Origin of the sequence: Acrocarpospora corrugata (genome assembly GCF_009687845.1) — a bacterium.
Classification (GTDB): Bacteria; Actinomycetota; Actinomycetes; order Streptosporangiales; family Streptosporangiaceae; genus Acrocarpospora; species Acrocarpospora corrugata.
In genome coordinates, this window is the sequence record NZ_BLAD01000035.1 from 312,079 (window position 1) to 329,124 (window position 17,046).

Consider the following 17,046-nt stretch of genomic DNA (forward strand, 5'->3'; position numbering starts at 1 on the left):
CGACGGCGGTCGCGCTGGACGAGCCGCCGGACGCCGTCGTCGCCAACAACCCGATGGCGCTCGACGCCAACGCGAAAGGGCCGGGTCAGATGACCCGGCCCTTTGGTGCGTGTCAGGAGCTCGGCTGCTCCACCTTGGTGGCCGCGTCCCCGTCGATCGCCGCCGCCAGCTGCGGGACCAGGCGGTCGATCACGTACGGCAGGCTGAGCACCGTCACGAACGAGAACGCGACCCCGTAGTCACTGGCCTCGGCGATGAACACCTCGCGCCCTTCCGACACAACCGACATGTCGGCATAGAGCTTGTCCTTGTGCAGCGTCTCCACGTCCTTGACCAGGTCGGGAACCGTCCACACGGCCACCTTCTGGTCGAGGAGGTCGGCGCGTTCGCGGCTGATGCTCGTCCCGAACTGGTTGCCGATGACCTGGTCCAGATCGGACGGCAGAGTGAGACCCAGCGAGGTCAGCGTCCGCGACCGGGCATCCTGGCTGCCGTACACGAAGAAGCCCTCATACGGGGTGGCCACCACGGCGGACGCCCCGGCGAACTCCGGGTGCTCGGCCTTGGCCGCCGCGAACTTCGCGTCCACAGCATCGACCAGCGCCTTCGCCTCGGCGTCCTTGCCGAGCGCCTTGCCCGCGAGCAGGGTCTGGTCCTGCCACGGAATGCCGTAGTCGTTGAACTCCTTCGGCTGCGCGACGACCGGCGCGAACTTCGACAGCGTCTCGTACTGCTCCTTGGTGAGGCCGGAGTACAGCGCGATGATCAGGTCCGGCTTGAGCGCGGCGATCTTCTCGACCTGCGGCCCGGTGCCGGTGTCCTCCAGCACGGTCGGTACGGGCGAACTACCCAGCTTGTCCTTCGCCCACGGCCCGATGGCCCCCGGGAAACCGCCGAACCACTCGGTGGTGCCCACGGGGACGACGCCGAGCGCCAGCACCGCGTCCTGGTCGGTCAGGCCGACGGTGAATACCCGGGCCGGGGCGGCCGGGATGGTGGTGGTGCCGAATTTGTGGTCGATCGTCACGGGGAAGACGGCCGCCGGCGCGGACTCGGCGGGAGCGGAGGCCGCGGGCGCGGACGGGGCTGCGGTCTCCTGCCCGGAACCGCAAGCGGTGGCGAGGAAAAGCAGGGCGGCGGCGACCACAGCGGCGGGCCGACCACCCTTCATGGAGCGAAACATGAAAGATCCTTCGCAGATCGGGATTTGTCAGAACTAGCGACGGTCAGATGGACATGTCGGTATAGGGCCGGGGGATCCCAGCTACGCGGATAGGTCATTCAGGGACAGGCGGGTTGGAGTCGGGGATGTCGGTTACGCGGAGGCCGGTCCAGGTCGTCCACAAGGTCGCGTAAGGGCCGTCGGTCGCGCAGAGCGCGGTGTGGTGGCCGATCTGGACGATCCGGCCGTCGTCCATGACGACCACCCGGTCGGTGGTGGCCGCCTGGCTGAGGCGATGGGCGACGATCAGCGCCGTCCGTCCCGCGATCGCCTGGTCGATGGCCTTTTCGAGGACGCGGGCCCCGGCGCTCCCGGCTTCCGCGGTGGCTTCGTCCAGGACGGCGATCGGCGGGTCGGCGAGAATCAGCCGGGCCAGGGCGACCTGCTGAACCTGCGTCGCGGTGAGCCGGTGCCCGCCTTCGCCGACGATCGTCCCCAAGCCGTCGGGCAGCGTGTCCGCCCAGGTCAGGGCATCCACCCGGGTGAGCGCCTCGCGCAACTCCGCGTCCGTGGCCTCGGGCCGGGCCAGCCGCAGGTCATCGGCGAGGGAACCGGCAAAAACATGCACATCCTGGGTGATCATCGCCACTCGCTCACTCGCCCCGAACCGCACCGAACCCCCGGCCGGGACATGCACTCCCGCGATCAGCCGGGCCAGCGTCGTCTTGCCCGCGCCGCTGGCGCCGACCAGCGCCACCCTCTCTCCGCGCCCGATGGTCAGGTCGATGCCGTGCAGAACCGGCCGACCCTCCTCATACGCATGACGAAGCCCCGCCACCGCGACCGCCTCCTCCGGCGTGGCCGTGACTTCGGCCGTGCGCGCGGGGGGTTCCGGCTGATCGATGACCCCGATCAGCCGGGCCAGGCTCGCCGCGGCCGACTGGGCGTCGTCGATCAGCACGAGTGCGGTGTTGACCGGTCCGAACAGGCCGTGGAAGTAGAGGGCGGCGGCGGTAGCCGTACCGATGGAGACCAGTCCGCCGCGGACCATGAGGAAACCGGCGATCAGGACGGCGGCCAGGCCGATGTACTCGGCGACGTGCAGGCGGCTGTAGAAACGCAGCACCAGCCAGACGCCGCGCATGGTCAGGTCGACGGCCCGCTGCGATCGTTCGGTGACCCGCCCGGCGTGCTCGTCCTCGATCCGGAAGGCGCGCACGGTGGACGCGCCGCCGATGGTCTCCAGCAACTGCTGCTGCTGGGCGCCGCCCGCGATGCGCTGCCGGGCGTACAGGGGGACGGCGTCGCGCACGTACCACCGCGCGGTGTGCGCCTGGAACGGCACCGCGAGCAGGGCCGCCAGCAGGAACCGCCAGTCCACCACGGCCAGCGCGAACATGGTGAGAATGATCACCAGCACCGACCTGGCCAGCTCCGGCAGCGCGGTCCGCATCGCCTCGGCCACCTGCGAGACGTCGGCGGTGACCCTGGCGGTGAGGTCGCCGGAACCGGCCTTCTCCACCTGCTCAAGCGGCAGCCGCAGCGCCCGCCCGACGAACCGTTCCCGCAGCCTGGCCAGCACGGTCTCACCGAGCCTGGCGATCAGCGACAGCCCCAGCCCGGTCGCGCCGCCCTGCACGACGGCCACGATGACGAGGAACACCACGGGCAGGGTGAGCGCGTCGAGCGCGCTCCGGGAGTCGACCAGGTCGACGATGTGCCCCAGCAGCGGCTGGGTGAGCAGCCCGATCGCGGTGGCGCCGACCATGACGGAGAAGCCGGCGATCGCCAGCGCCCGATGCGGCCGCAGCAGTTCGAGCACCGCGGCTCTGGTCCGCGCCGGAGTGGCGGTGGGCAGTAGCTCCCGGCTCATGCCAGCACCACCGCCCGGTAGACGGCGTTCCGCCGTACCAGTTCGGCGTGGGGGGCCAGGTCGGCGACGCGGCCGCCGTCCAGCAGCACCACCCGGTCGGTGACCGCCAGCAGCGCCGGGCTGGTGGTCACCACGAGGGTGGTACGGCCCTGCCGGATCTCCCGTAACCCGCCCGCGATCCGCGCCTCGGTCACGGTGTCCACCGCCGTGGTCGGATCGTGCAGCACGAGCACCGCCCGGTCGGCGGCGAGCGCACGCGCCAGCGCCACCCGCTGCCGCTGCCCGCCCGACAACGATCGCCCGCGCTCGATCACCGGCGCGTCGACGCCGAGCGGCAGCCCGCGCGCGACCTCGTCCACACCGGCGGCGACCAGCACCCGGTCCAGCACGGCCTCCTCGGCCGCCACATTGGTACGCAACGTGCCCTCGAACAGGTCCGCGTCATGCTCGGCGACCAGAATCGCCAGCCGGAGATCGGCGGGGTCCACCTCGGTGAACGGCACCCCGTCCAGTTCGATCACTCCGGCCTCGGGGTCGGTCTGCCGCCCGAGGCAGCGCAGCAGCGTGGTGGCGTGGGCCGGATCGGTGGCGACGACACCGACGATCTCGCCGGGGGAGACCGCCAGGTCGAGCGTCAACCCGTCACAACGCACGTCCCGAAGCCGCAACTCGCCGCGAACCGGATCGGGGAGAGCGCGTGTGCCCGTGCCAACGGCCGGGGGAGTGGCGAGCACTTCGGCGATCCGGCCCGCCGACGCGCGTCCCTGGGCCAGTTCGGCGTTCACCCAGGAGAAGACCTCCAGCGGTCCGAGCAGGAAGAGCGCGAGGCCGACCGCCGACACCAGCTGGCCGAGGCTGATGTCTCCCTGCAGGGCGAGCCGTCCGCCGATCAGCGCGACGACCGCGATGAAGCCGCCGGTCAGCGCCAGCACCATCCCGTACTGCCAGGACTCCGCGCGCGCCGCCCGCAGGGTGGCCACCAGAGATTCCCGGCTGGTGAGCCGGTAACGGGCGACGGCGGCGGATTCCGCGCCGATGCCTTTGAGTACTCGCAGCCCGGTCACCAAGTCGGTGGCGACGCCGGAGGCGTGGGCGGCGCGTTCCTGTTCCGCCTCGCTGCGCCGTTCCAGCGGTTTGCTCAGGAGATGCCCCGCGAACAGCAGCAGGGGTGTGCCCAGCAGGACCAGCAGGCCGAGCGGCAGCGAGATCCACAGCAGCACGACCGCGCCCACCAGCACTCCGAAGAGCGCGCCGATTCCCATGATCGCGGCCATGTTCACGGCGCCGACCCGTTTGGCGTCCTCGGTGGCGATCGTCGTCAAAGCCCCAGGTAAGCGCCCTTGTTCGGTGCCGCCGCGGGGATCGAGGACGCGGCGTACGAGCTGTAACCGGAGTTCGTGGCCGGTCTGTTCCGCGGCGCGTTCACCGGCGCGGGCGCCGTACCGGAAACTAAACGAGAGGCTGACATATACGGCGGCGAGCGCGGCGAGCCAGCCGAGCAGCGCGGTCAGGTCGCCCCGGGCGACGGCCTGGTCGATGACGACGCCGATGAGGACGGGGACCGCCACCTCGCCGGCTTGATGCCCTGCCCCCAGCACGGACCCGAAGAGAACGTCGCGCCGTTGCCCGCGGACCGCTCCCCACAGGACATCTCGCCCCGCACTCACCTAAATCCTCCGAATCATCCGACAAATTTAGGTAAGGCTACACTAACTAAGTCTTCCCTAACCAGAGTGCGGGTTCCCGGGCACGCTCACGCCTACTCACGGCGCGGAACGATCGTCAGCGTACATCCTCTGACGGGCCAAGATCTCTTCAATCATTAGGAAACTTTCCTATTGACACCGCCAGGCAGGAAGGGGTTATATCCGGGTTAATTTAAGAAGTGAACAACCGGGAGAGACGAACATGCCCCTTCAGCGCCCCCGATTAGCGCGAGTCCTGGCGGCCGGAGCCGTCGCGCTCGCCCTCGTCGCGACCGGTGTCACGCCCGCCTCGGCGGCGACCGGTCAGATCACCGGATTCGGCGGCAAGTGCGTGGATGTCGCCGCCGCCAGCACGGCCAACGGAACCCAGGTCCAGCTCTACACCTGCAACGGCACCGGCGCCCAATCCTGGACGACCGGCACCGACGGCACCATCCGCGCCCTCGGCAAGTGCCTGGACGTCAACGCCGCCAGCAGCGCCAACGGCACCAAGGTGCAGATCTGGGACTGCAACGGCAGCACCGCCCAGGTCTGGACCGCGCAGAGCGACGGCACCCTGCGCGCGCTCGGCAAGTGCCTGGACGCCACCGGGAACAGCTCCGCCGACGGCACCCCGCTCCAGATCTGGGACTGCTTCGCCGGCGCCAACCAGCGCTGGACGCTGCCCACCGGCACCACCCCGCCCCCGCCGCCCCCGCCGCCCGGCAAGATGCCGGGCGCGCCGTATCTGTACATGGGCTGGGGCAGCCCGCCCAACGCCGCCACGGTGATGAGCCAGACCGGCGTGCGCTCCTTCACCATGGCGTTCATCCTGTCCGGCGGCGGCTGCGTGCCGCGCTGGGACGGCAGCAGGCCGCTGACCGGCGGCGTCGACCAGTCCACCATCAACTCCATCAAGGCGGCCGGCGGCAGCGTGCAAGTCTCCTTCGGCGGCTGGTCCGGCAACAAGCTCGGGCCGAACTGCTCCACCCCGGCCGCGTACGCCGGCGCCGTGCAGCAGGTCATCAACGCCGTCGGCCCGGCCGTGGTCGACTTCGACATCGAGAACACCGACGAGTTCTCCAACTACACGGTCCAGGACCGCATCCTCAACGGTCTCAAGATCGTCAAGCAGAACAACCCGAACGTGAAGATCGCGGTCACCTTCGGCACCGGCCTCAACGGGCCGACCGGCGACGGCATCCGGCTGATCAACCAGGCCCGGGCGCTGAACGTGCCGATCGACAACTACACGATCATGCCGTTCAACTTCGGCGGCCACGGCAACATGTACCAGGCCACGGTCAACTCCTCGGAGGGCCTGAAGAACGCGCTCAAGTCGGCGTGGGGCTGGACCGACGCGCAGGCGTACGCGCGGATGGGCATCTCCGGCATGAACGGCAGCTCCGACCAGGGTGAGATCACCACGACCGGGGTCTGGACGCAGATCCGCGACTGGGCCCGCGCCAGGGGCCTGACCCGGTTCGCGTACTGGTCGGTCAACCGGGACCGTCCCTGCGCAGGCGGCCTCACCGAGACCTGTAGCGGCACGCCCCAGGCCAACTGGGACTTCACTCGCATCACGGCCGGCTTCTAAGGAGTCCGGATGTCCATCAGGAGCGCCCTGATCGCCCTGGTGCTGGTCGCGGGGTCGCTGATCGGGCTGTCCGGCCCGGCGCAGGCGGCCCCGCCGACCGGATTCACCACAGTGGTGAACAGGGCCAGCGGCAAGTGCGTCGACGCCCGCGCGGCGGCGTCAGCCAACGGGACCGCGGTCCAGCAGTACACCTGCAACGGCACGACCGCGCAGTCCTGGCAGTTCCAGCCCACCAGCGGCGGCTACTTCCGCGTCAACAGCGCGCTCAACGCCGCCCAGACCTGGGACGTCACCGGCGTCTCGGTCGCCGACAGCGCGCCCATCCAGCTCTGGCTGTACGGCGGCGGCAACAACCAGCAGTGGCAGGCGGTGGAGGAGCCGGGCGGCTTCTACCATTTCGTCAACCGGCACAGCGGCAAATGCCTCGACATGCCGGGCGCCGCCACGGGAGACAGCGTGCAGTTCCAGCAGTACACCTGCAACGGCACCACCGCCCAGTCGTTCACCTTCGGCGGCGGCCCGCCCCCGACCGGGCCCAACCCGGATCTCGGGCCGAACGTGAGCATCTTCGACCCGTCGACGCCCGCCGCGACCATTCAGAGCCGGTTGAACACCGTCTTCAACCAGCAGCAGACCAACCAGTTCGGCGGCAACCGGTTCGCGCTGCTGTTCCGGCCGGGGTCCTACAACGTGGACGTGAACGTCGGCTTCTACACGCAGGTGCTCGGGCTCGGCCTGTCGCCGGACAACGTCACGATCAACGGGCCGGTGCACGCCGAGGCGGACTGGTTCCAGGGCAACGCGACCCAGAACTTCTGGCGTGGCGTGGAGAACATGTCGGTCAATCCGCCCGGCGGGAATGATCGGTGGGCGGTTTCGCAGGCGGCGCCGTACCGGCGGATGCATCTGCGCGGGAACCTGCAGCTGGACGACGGCGGCTGGTCGAGCGGTGGCCTGTTCGCGGACACCAAGGTCGACGGCCAGGTCCGGTCGGGGTCGCAGCAGCAGTGGCTGACGCGGAACACCGAGATGGGCAGCTGGACGGGTTCCAACTGGAACATGGTGTTCGTGGGGGCCACCAACGCGCCGGCCGGGAACTTCCCGAGCCCGCCGTACACGAGGGTGGCGACCACGCCGGTGGTGCGGGAGAAGCCGTTCCTCTACATCGACCAGGCGGGGGCCTACCAGGTCTTCGTCCCGGCGGTGCGGACGAACTCCACCGGCACCAGCTGGTCGGGCGGCTCCCCGGCGGGGACGTCGCTGCCGATCAGCCAGTTCTTCATCGTCAAACCGGGGCACACCGCCGCCAACATCAACGCGGCGCTGGCCGCCGGGCAGGACCTCCTGGTGACCCCGGGCGTCTACCACCTGAATGACACGATCCGGGTGACCCGCGCCAACACCGTGGTGCTCGGGCTGGGTCTGGCCACGTTCATCCCCGACAACGGCGTCACCGCGATGACCGTCGCCGACGTCGACGGGGTCAAGGTGGCCGGGATCCTGTTCGACGCGGGCACCGTCAACTCGGCGATGCTCATGCAGGTCGGCCCGGCCGGCTCGGCGGCGTCGCACGCGGCCAACCCGACCTCGCTGCACGACGTGTACTTCAGGGTCGGCGGCGCGGCGGTCGGCAAGGCGACCCAGAGCCTGGTCGTGAACAGCCACAACGTGATCGGCGACCACACCTGGATCTGGCGCGGCGACCACGGCAGCGGCATCGGATGGAACTCCAACACGGCGGCGAACGGGCTGACCGTGAACGGCAACGACGTCACGATGTACGGCCTGTTCGTCGAGCACTACCAGCAGTACCAGACGGTGTGGAACGGGAACGGCGGGCGGACCTACTTCTACCAGAACGAGATGCCCTACGACCCGCCCAACCAGGCCGCCTGGATGAACGGCAGCACGCAGGGCTACGCGGCGTACAAGGTGGCCAACACCGTCACCAGCCACGAAGCGTGGGGTCTGGGGAGTTACTGCTACTTCAACGTCAATCCCGGCGTGATCGCGGCCCGGGCCTTCGAGGTCCCGAACACGCCTGGCGTGCGGTTCCACAACATGGTGACCGTGTCGCTCGGCGGTGTCGGGACGATCCGGAACATCATCAACACGACCGGTGGACCCTCGAATTCATCCACCAACGTCGCGAACTGGGTCAACTACCCCTGACCTGATCTCACCCTGCCCGCCGCCCGAGCAACCCTCGCGCGGCGGGCAGGGTGCGCTCCACCCACCATCCCAATTCGTCCCCACATTTCGACCAGCCAAGCTGGACGAACCCTCCCAGCAAGGCCAGTTCCAGCTGTCGTTTCCACCAGCTTTTCGTTGGTACGCCGTGCAGTTCCAACGCGTCCCGGTACCGCTCGATCGCCGACTCCTTGGGTTCGGGCAGCCGGTCGCAGTTCACCGCCAGGTAGCGGGCCAGGTCCACGCACGGCCCGTCCCGCCCCGGCCAGGCCCAGTCCAGCAGGATCGTCCGGCCGTCCGGGTGGGAGCCGAGATTGCCGGTCCGCCAGTCGCCGTGCACCAGCGTGACCGGGGTGTCCGCGAGCGCGTCGGCCAGCGGTTCCGGGTCGGCGGCCAGCGCCAGCGCGTACCCGGCCGCTTCCGGGGCCGCCTCCTGGAGGGCCTGCCAGCCGCCGGGGATCTGGCGGGGCACCGGATCGGCGTGCCGGGATTCGGCCTCGTGGCGGGCGCTGGCGGGGGAGAACGCCTTGCACCGGGAACCCGGGGGCATCAGCCCGAGCTGGTCCTCCTGCGCCAGGCCCAGGAAGGCCGCGTGCAGCGCCGCCATGTGGTGGAGGAAGGCCGCGTGCTGCTCAGCCGGCAGTTCGGCGTCCCCGGGCGGGACCAGGCAGGCCGAGACGTCCCGCATCAGCAGCGCGGTGAGGTTGCCCTCGTGGGCCACGCCGACGATGGTGTGGTCGATCTCCTTCGGCAGCCGGGCCAGCACGCCCGTGCGCCACAGGTTCAGCACCCGGCAGCTGACGTCGGAGGTCGCCCGGGTGATCCAGTCCAGGTCCCAGGACAGGTACTTGAGCACGTAATGGCCCTCGTCGATCACGACGCGCTCGAAGTTGGACCCCGACATCGAACCGGGCCGCCTGCTCATCGGCTCCCGGGCGGTGGCGCCCTTGACCAGCTCCTCGATCGAGGCGGCGACCTCAGGCATCGCGGCCGAACGCCGCCAGGAGCCGGGTCTGCTGGTCGGCGTCCGCCGGCACGCCCACTCGCGGCGCGATCAGCCCGGCGTCCCGGTAGAGGTTTTCCTCGTCCGCGAACCAGGCCGCGCAGGCGGCCACGAGTTCCGGATCGAGGCGTTCGTCGCCGTGGGCGGCCCTGGCCAGGTCCCAGCTGTGGATCAGGATGTCGGCGAAGAGCTGGGCGGCGTACTCGGAGCCGGGGACGTCGCCGAAGGACAGGTGCACGGTGCGGTCCATCGCGCCCGGTTCGTGCATGGCCATGACGGCCTGCTCGGCGGCGGCGTCGAACGCCTTGACCGGGTCGGAGCCGAGCAGATCGCCGTCGAAGGCGTCGCCCATGTCGGCGATGGTCTGCCCGGCCATCAGCGGAGCCGTCCACATGTTCTCGCCCGTGATGTGGTTCACCAGCATGCGCACATTCCAGTCGGAACAGGGCGTGCTGAGGCGCCACTGGTCCTCGCCGACGGCGTGGACGCGTTCCTCGAATCCGGCCATCGCGCGTTGGTGAAGTTCTGGAGTATCCATATCAAACCCCTCCCCAGATGTCTTCCCCAGAACCTCGCAATAGCCATATACATGGACAAACCTCAGGGAGATTTCTACGTATATATGGCGTTTTATGCCGTATTAATTGGGTTTGGGGCTGCCGGGGCGCGTGGTACACGGATGTGTCCTGCGGGTTGGGGTCCGGAGGTTGCGCGGGATGCACATTGGGTGCAAGGGTCGTCACCGCGAGTACGTGTGGTCCGGGGATCAGACTGGGGGATCTTTCGATGCAGGCGTTCACTCTGCCCGACTTCTACATGCCGTATCCGGCCAGGCTCAACACGCACGTGGAACGTTCCCGCGTGCACAGCATGGCCTGGGCCAAGGAGATGGGCATGCTGGACGCGCCGAAACCCGGCGGCGGGGTGGTCTGGGACGAGACCGCGCTGGCCAGGATGGACTACGCGCTCATGTGCGGCTACACCCACCCGGACTGCGACGGGCCGGCCCTCGACCTGATCACCGACTGGTATGTGTGGGTGTTCTTCTTCGACGACCACTTCCTGGAGGAGTTCAAGCACTCCCGCGACCTGGTGGGCGCGCAGGTGTACCTCGACCGGCTTGAGCTGTTCATGTCCGACACCCCGCCGGAGGTGACGAATCCGGCCGAAGCGGGTCTCAAGGATCTGTGGGAGCGCACCGTACCGGCCATGTCGGACGGCTGGCGGGAGCGGTTCATCGTCAGCACGCACAACCTGATGGTCGAGTCGATGTGGGAACTGGAGAACATCGACCGCGGGCGGATCGCCAACCCCATCGAGTATGTGCAGATGCGCCGCCGCGTCGGCGGCGCGCCCTGGTCCGCCAACCTGGTGGAGTACGTCTCCGCCGAGATCCCCGAGGCGCTCGCCGGAGAACGGCCGATCACCGTGCTCACCGACACCTTCTCCGACGCCGTGCACCTGCGCAACGACCTGTTCTCCTACCAGCGCGAGGTCCAGGAGGAGGGCGAGAACTCCAACGCGGTGCTGGTCTTCGAGCGGTTCTTCGACTGCACCACCCAGGAGGCCGCCGAACTCGTCAACGACCTGCTCACCTCCCGGCTCCAGCAGTTCGAGAACACCGCGCTCATCGAGGTGCCCGGCCTGATGCTCCGGCACGGCGTCCCGCCGCACGAGCAGGCCGCCGTCGGGGCCTACGCGAAGGGCCTGCAGGACTGGCAGTCCGGGGGGCACGAGTGGCATGCGCGGTCCAGCCGGTACATGAACGAGGGCGCGGTGCCCGAAGGGCTGCCGTCCGGGCCGACCGGGCTGGGCACCGAGAGCCTGCGGCAGCTGCTCACACCCGGGAAACTGGGGCTGCGGCAGCGGGTCAGGCAGCACTCGCACGTGCCGTTCCAGCCGGTCGGGCATCTTCCGCTGCCGGACTTCCACATGCCGTATGCGGTCAGGACCAGCCCGCATCTGGCGGCGGCCCGGCGGAACGCGGTCGGGTGGGCCAGGGAGATGGGCTTCTTCGACTCCACGCCCGGGGTCGAGGCCGGCGGGCTCTGGGACGAGCGGCGGTTCATCGGCTTCGACTTCGCGCACTGCGCCGCGATGATCAACGCGGACGCGAGCCCCGAGCAGCTCGATCTGTCCAGCGACTGGCTGGCCTGGGGGACCTACGGGGACGACTACTACCCGGTGGTGTTCGGAGCCTCCCGCGATCTCGTCGGGGCCCGGCTCCTCGGTGAGCGGCTCCGCCAGTTCATGCCGATCGACGACGACGAGCTCATGCCGATTCCCGCCAATCCGGTCGAACGCGGCCTCCAGGACCTCTGGCGGCGTACGGCGGGGCCGATGAACCTGCGGAGCCGGCAGCTGTTCCGCGTCGCCGTGGAAAAGATGCTCGACAGCTGGGAATGGGAACTGGTCAACCAGGCCCAGCACCGGATCCCCGATCCGATCGACTACGTCGAGATGCGCCGCAGCACCTTCGGCTCGGAGATGACCAGCGCGCTCGCCAAAATGGCCACGATGGACGTGATCCCGCAGGAGATCTACCAGTCCCGGGTGCTCCGCGAACTGGAGACGGCCGCGATGGACTACGCCACCTTCACCAACGACCTGTTCTCCTACCAGAAGGAGATGCAGTACGAGGGCGAGGTCCACAACATCGTCCTGGTCGTGGAGAAGTTCCTCGACGTGGACCGCGTCACGGCCCGCGACGTGGTCGCCAATCTGATGACCGCGCGGATGAGCCAGTTCGAGTATCTGGCCGACCACGAACTGCCCGCCCTGCTGGACAGCCGGTCCGACCTGTCAGCCGAGGCGAAGGCCGCCCTCACCCGGCAGGCGGACGACCTCAAGGAGTGGATGTCGGGCATCCTCGAATGGCACCTGCGCTGCGTGCGCTACACCGAAGCGGAACTCGAACGGGTGCACAACGCTCCCCGGTCCATTCCCGACCATCTGCCCACCGGTCTGGGGACCTCGGCTCTGCGCGCGCATCTTCCGGCGGCCAGAGTGCCCGGATAGTGGCCGGTTGTTCAGGTGATCAGTTTCCGGTGGTCCCAGGCGAGGGTGAGGCAGGCTTGCGCGGCGGGGAGGGTGCTGGGGGAGGTCGCGTAGTGGCGGATGGTCTCCTCCTCGAAGGGGAGGTCGTTCAGGAGTTCGCCTTCCGCGGTTTCGGTGGATATGCCGGCGAAGAGCTGGTCGAAGGCGGGGACGTCGAAGACGCAGGCGATGAGGATCTCTGGTTTCCAGGTCAGCGGGGAGAGGCCGATGCCGAGATACCAGGCGGAGGCGGCTCCTGAGGCGAACGTCTGGTAGATCGCCGCATGTGGGGCGTCCCGGGTGATGTCCACGGGGGTGGTCCGATCCTCGTGTGCGCCGAGTAGTTCCTCCGCGTATTCGCGGATCATGGTGTTGCGGAGCCGGAGTTCCTGGTCTGGGCGGGGGTCGTAGTCCTGGGAGGGCTGGAAGTCTCCTGCCGGGACGACGTGGGTCGTGCCCATCGCCACGGCCACCCGCCGCCGGTTCATGAGCTGAAATGTCGGTGTATCGGCGTTGCGGATGGTCAGCGCGTTGACGCCGGGGATCGCGTACCGGCGGGACAGGTCGAAGGGGTCCGCCAGCCAGCGGCGGTAGGGGCCCTCGATCGTGCCCGAGCGGTGCCACTCCTTGGCCGCTTCGAACTGCAGGGCCTCGCCGGTGTCGAACTGGTCCCAGTAGCGCGTCGCCGTGAACGTCAGCACCGGGTCCGCCTCGACCAGCCGATACGACAGGCCGTTAAAGAAATGTGAGGGCCGCTCCAGATTCCTCACCATTTCCGAATAAGTCGATCCGGGCCAATAGTGGGTCAGCCAGGACCGCGCTTCTTCCGCGCGATCCGCGTCCGGATGTTGCCGCCATTCGAGCGGGACATCGTCCAGCGGAATCGGAGCCGCCGGGATCCAGCCCGGCCGGGTGAGCAGCGGAATCGTGGGATCCGCCCGTGGCAGCGCCAGTGATGCCCTGATGAGGTCCGCTGAATTGGCGGACATAATTCGCCGGATGTTCTTGAATTCGACCGCATCACGGATTTCCCGCACCACAACCCCCGTGCCCCCATTGCCGACTGCCCATGTTAACCGGTGACGTACTCAACGGGGGGTATTCGTCGGATTCTCGCCTGGACGTGCCATCGTCCGGTCGGCATAATTGCCGGTCTATGCGCTGGATTATCTTTGATTTCGCCGGAGTAATAGGGCGGCATCAGCCGCAGTCCGCCCGGGATGGCATGGTCGCCGTCGCCGGGGTCGAGTCCGGCCGCTTCTGGGCGGCCTACTGGGACCATCGAGACCCGTACGACCGGGGGCTGATGACCGCCGGCGACTTCTGGTCGGCCGTGGCGAAGACGCTGGAAGCCGACTTCCCGGCCGAGACGACCGAGGAGCTCATCCGGCTCGACATCACCAGCTGGCTCACCCCCGACCTGGCCACCGTGGAGCTGATCGCACGCCTGAAAAGCCGGGGCCTGGGTCTGGCCCTGCTGTCCAACGCCCCGCACGAACTGGCCGACGCCCTCGAAGACCTCCCGTGGATGGCCGACCTGGAACATCGCTTCTTCAGCAGCAGAATGGCCACCTCCAAGCCCAGCCCCGAGATCTACACGGCGGTTCTGGCCTCGCTCGGCGCAGCCGCCGGAGACTGCGTCTTCGTCGACGACCGGCCCCCGAACGTGACCGCCGCCGAGGCGGTCGGCATGCGGGCGCTGGTATTCACGGACGCCGGGCGGCTCGACGAGGATCTCGCCCGGCTGCTGCGGGAGCGCTGAGGACCACCAATCGGCGTGGTCGGAGCAGTGGGCCACTACTCGCCTCTTCTGCGTGGGCACTGGTCCTGGTGGGCGCTCCGGCGAGTCGCTGAGATGGGAGCACGCACTCCCGTGCGAACCACGCCAGGAGGGGTGAACTTTGAGCTCTCGACGCGTCCTTCGCTGGGGATCAGCGCTGCTCGTTGTCGCCACAAGTGTCGTCATGCCGCCCGCGGGACCGGCCCACGGAACGACGCCCGACGTGCCGACCCAGCTGATGGGGTGGGGCTCCAACAGCGCCGGACAGGTCACTGCCGGGCCCGCCGTGCTGCCGCTCCCCGTGCCGGTGCCCGGCGGGCTCGACTTTGTGGACGCCTCCACGGGAACCAACCACAGCGTGGCGCTCGCCAAGGACGGGAGGGTGTGGTCCTGGGGCGCCAACAACTCCGGCCAGCTGGGCGACGGCACCGATGTTTCCCGTACGGAACCGGCCCCTGTACCCGGGCTGACCGACATCGTCGAAGTGAGGGCCGGTTCCGTGTTCAGCGTGGCGCTGGATTCCCACGGGCGGGTGTACTCCTGGGGCGTCAACACGTCCGGACGGCTTGGTCTGGGCTCGGTCGACGCTGGGCGATCCACGCCGACGCGAATCCCCAGCCTCGGGGAGATCGCCCAGATCGATGTGTCCCTCGCCCATGTCCTGGCCCGGCGTTCCGACGGCACGGTGTGGAGTTGGGGGTCGAACCTGGTCGGCGAGCTCGGCTACGGCACCGCCCCATACTCCGCGTTCCCGACCATGGTTCCGGGTTTGGCCGACGTCGTCGATGTGGCTGCCGGAGATGTTTTCAGTCTGGCGCTCCGGCGCGACGGGACCGTATCCGGCTGGGGCAGCAATGCTGAGCGGCAGCTGGGCAATGCCGACGCCGGGGAGATCCGGTTGTCGCCGGGCTACGTCGCAGGTCCGATCTCAGGCGTCGCCGATCTTGAGGCGGGCGGGGATTTCGTCATGGTCCTGCTCAGCGACGGCACTCTGCGCACGTGGGGTTCGAACGTGCGCGGCCAGTTGGGCATCCACTCGCCGGTGGGGAATGCAGGGGCTCCGGCCAAGCTGCAGATCGCGCGGGTAACCCAGATCAGTGCTGCGCGCCGGTCGGCTCTCGCGCTGACTGACGACAGCCGGGCGTACTCCTGGGGAGTCAATGCGCTCGGCATTCTGGGTATCGGCGATCTCCCGACGGAGATGAGGGCGCCGACGGAGATCACCGCCTTGCCGGGCGGCACTGTCGCACTCGCGTCCAGTGGTGTGGGGGGTCACATGCTGGCCTTGCGCACGGACAGCCCGCTGTTCCAGGTGAAGCTGAATCCGGCGGCCGGAACCCTGGTCCTCCCTTCGGGCCTCGCTCCGGCCGGCGCTCAGGCCAATACCTGGGTGTCGATCGCCTCCGTCGGGAGTTACCGGGGGTCGGTGACGCTCAAGGCCACCGGGTTGCCGCCGGGAATCAAGGCGACCTTCTCCCCGCCCATCGTGTCATCGGGCGAATCGGCGCAGCTCACGCTGAGCGGCGTGAGCCTGGAGACCGGGCCCTACACCATCGCCGTCACTGGCACCAGCGCGTTCCCGCTGAAGCAGGTATCCGCCACCTACACGCTGACCCTCGCCGACAGCCCGCCGCCGGCACCGGACGGGCCTGCTGGTTGATACGTCTATATGTCATGACAAACTATTGACTCCTTTCCGGGGGTTGAATTAGAACTGAAAGCCCCCGGACAAGGAGTTTCGTCATGCGTGTGGGTTTGCTGGGTCTTGGCAGGATCGGTGCGTTTCATGCGGGGACGCTGGCCGGGCTGGTCGAGGATCTGGTCGTCCATGATGAGAACGGAGAACTGGCCGACCGTATGGCGGTCGCGCTCGGTGCCAGGACGGGGGATCCGTTCGACGTCGACGCGGTGGTGATCGCGACGCCCACCGGGACGCATGCCGAGCTGCTGATCGAGGCGTGCGCGCGTGGGGTTCCGGCTTTCTGCGAGAAACCGGCGGCGCCGGATGTGCCGGAGACGCTGAAGGTGCTGGAGGCGGTGCGGCGGAGTGGCGTGCTGGTGCATATCGGGTTCCAGCGGCGTTTTGACGCGGGGTATCTGGCGGCGAGGGAGGCGTTGCTCAAGGGGGAGTTGGGGCGGCTGGATCGGGTGCACATGATCACCGGCGATCCGGCGCCGCCGCCGGCTGCGTACATCGCCAAGTCTGGGGGGATATTTCGGGATTGCCATATCCATGACTTCGATGCCCTTCGGTGGGTCACCGGGCGGGAGGTGGAGACGGTTTATGCGATCGGGTCCAATCGGGGTGCTGGGTTCTTCGCTAAGTACGGCGATGTCGATAACAGTGCGGCGGTGCTGACGATGGACGACGGCACGCTCGCCACTCTGCAGGGTTCCCGCTACAACGGCGGCGGGTACGACGTGCGGATGGAACTCGCCGGAACCACCGCCACCTGGGCCATCGGCCTGGATCCCCGGGTACCCCTAATCAGCACAGAAGGGCTTCTCCCGTCAGGCGACCCCTGGCCAGGCTTCCAGAGCAGATTCGAAGCCGCCTACAAAGCCGAGCTGATCGCCTTCCTCACGGCTGTCCGGGAATCAGGCGAAAGCCCCTGCTCGGTGGACGACGCCCTGGCCGCTCTCTACATCGCCGAGGCCGCCGACCTCTCCAGAAGCGAAGCCCGCGCGGTCCGGCTGGCCGAGGTGATGTCGTGAAGATC

Annotated in this window: 12 protein-coding genes; 6 read left to right on the plus strand and 6 right to left on the minus strand. The window is 68.7% G+C overall.

Features of this window, described 5'->3' with window-relative positions:
* Positions 1-112: 112 nt before the first annotated feature.
* From Acor_RS01445 to Acor_RS01455, 3 genes are all read right to left on the minus strand, one after another.
* Positions 113-1,183: an iron-siderophore ABC transporter substrate-binding protein gene (locus Acor_RS01445; protein ID WP_155334634.1), complete on the minus strand. Its 1,071-nt coding sequence runs from the start codon at positions 1,181-1,183 to the stop codon at positions 113-115.
* Positions 1,184-1,277: 94 nt separating this feature from the next.
* Entirely contained in the window at positions 1,278-3,035 is a 1,758-nt protein-coding gene (locus tag Acor_RS01450) for an ABC transporter ATP-binding protein (protein WP_155334635.1), read from the minus strand.
* The gene (locus tag Acor_RS01455; RefSeq protein ID WP_155334636.1) at positions 3,032-4,702 is read right to left on the minus strand and encodes an ABC transporter ATP-binding protein; all 1,671 of its coding nucleotides are present in this window, start codon (positions 4,700-4,702) and stop codon (positions 3,032-3,034) included. The genes Acor_RS01450 and Acor_RS01455 overlap by 4 nt, the downstream gene beginning before the upstream one ends.
* Before the next feature lie 241 nt (positions 4,703-4,943).
* On the opposite strand from Acor_RS01455, the gene Acor_RS43950 reads away from it, so the two are divergent.
* A complete protein-coding gene (locus tag Acor_RS43950) occupies positions 4,944-6,317 on the plus strand; it encodes a chitinase (protein WP_155334637.1) in 1,374 nt (457 codons plus the stop codon).
* 9 nt (positions 6,318-6,326) lie between these two features.
* Entirely contained in the window at positions 6,327-8,489 is a 2,163-nt protein-coding gene (locus Acor_RS01465) for an RICIN domain-containing protein (RefSeq protein ID WP_155334638.1), read from the plus strand.
* A 7-nt stretch (positions 8,490-8,496) separates the two neighbouring features.
* Here the strand turns inward: Acor_RS01465 and Acor_RS01470 are convergent, their stop codons facing one another.
* Positions 8,497-9,492 carry a protein kinase family protein gene (locus Acor_RS01470; protein WP_155334639.1) on the minus strand — a complete coding sequence of 332 codons (996 nt, stop codon included), beginning with the start codon at positions 9,490-9,492 and terminating at the stop codon, positions 8,497-8,499.
* Complete coding sequence (locus Acor_RS01475; protein ID WP_246238338.1) at positions 9,485-10,018, minus strand: TIGR03086 family metal-binding protein; 534 nt, start codon at positions 10,016-10,018, stop codon at positions 9,485-9,487. Before Acor_RS01475 ends, Acor_RS01470 begins: the two co-directional genes overlap by 8 nt.
* A gap of 278 nt (positions 10,019-10,296) precedes the next feature.
* Between Acor_RS01475 and Acor_RS01480 the strand changes: the two genes are divergently transcribed.
* Complete coding sequence (locus Acor_RS01480) at positions 10,297-12,528, plus strand: terpene synthase family protein (protein WP_155334641.1); 2,232 nt, start codon at positions 10,297-10,299, stop codon at positions 12,526-12,528.
* Positions 12,529-12,539: 11 nt separating this feature from the next.
* On the opposite strand, the gene Acor_RS01485 is transcribed toward Acor_RS01480, so the two are convergent.
* Positions 12,540-13,535, minus strand: coding sequence for a hypothetical protein (locus tag Acor_RS01485; RefSeq protein ID WP_155334642.1), 996 nt, complete (start codon positions 13,533-13,535; stop codon positions 12,540-12,542).
* A gap of 167 nt (positions 13,536-13,702) precedes the next feature.
* Between Acor_RS01485 and Acor_RS01490 the strand changes: the two genes are divergently transcribed.
* The 3 genes from Acor_RS01490 to Acor_RS01500 all read left to right on the plus strand — a co-directional run bounded on the left by Acor_RS01490 (position 13,703) and on the right by Acor_RS01500 (position 17,041).
* The gene (locus tag Acor_RS01490) at positions 13,703-14,308 is read left to right on the plus strand and encodes an HAD family hydrolase (RefSeq protein WP_170316751.1); all 606 of its coding nucleotides are present in this window, start codon (positions 13,703-13,705) and stop codon (positions 14,306-14,308) included.
* Between the two features lie 202 nt (positions 14,309-14,510).
* On the plus strand, positions 14,511-15,986 hold the full coding sequence (locus Acor_RS01495) for an RCC1 domain-containing protein (RefSeq protein ID WP_155334644.1): 1,476 nt from the start codon (positions 14,511-14,513) through the stop codon (positions 15,984-15,986).
* Between the two features lie 83 nt (positions 15,987-16,069).
* Positions 16,070-17,041 (plus strand): Gfo/Idh/MocA family protein, encoded by a 972-nt coding sequence (locus Acor_RS01500; protein ID WP_155334645.1) that lies wholly within the window; start codon positions 16,070-16,072, stop codon positions 17,039-17,041.
* The last annotated feature ends 5 nt before the right edge of the window (positions 17,042-17,046 follow it).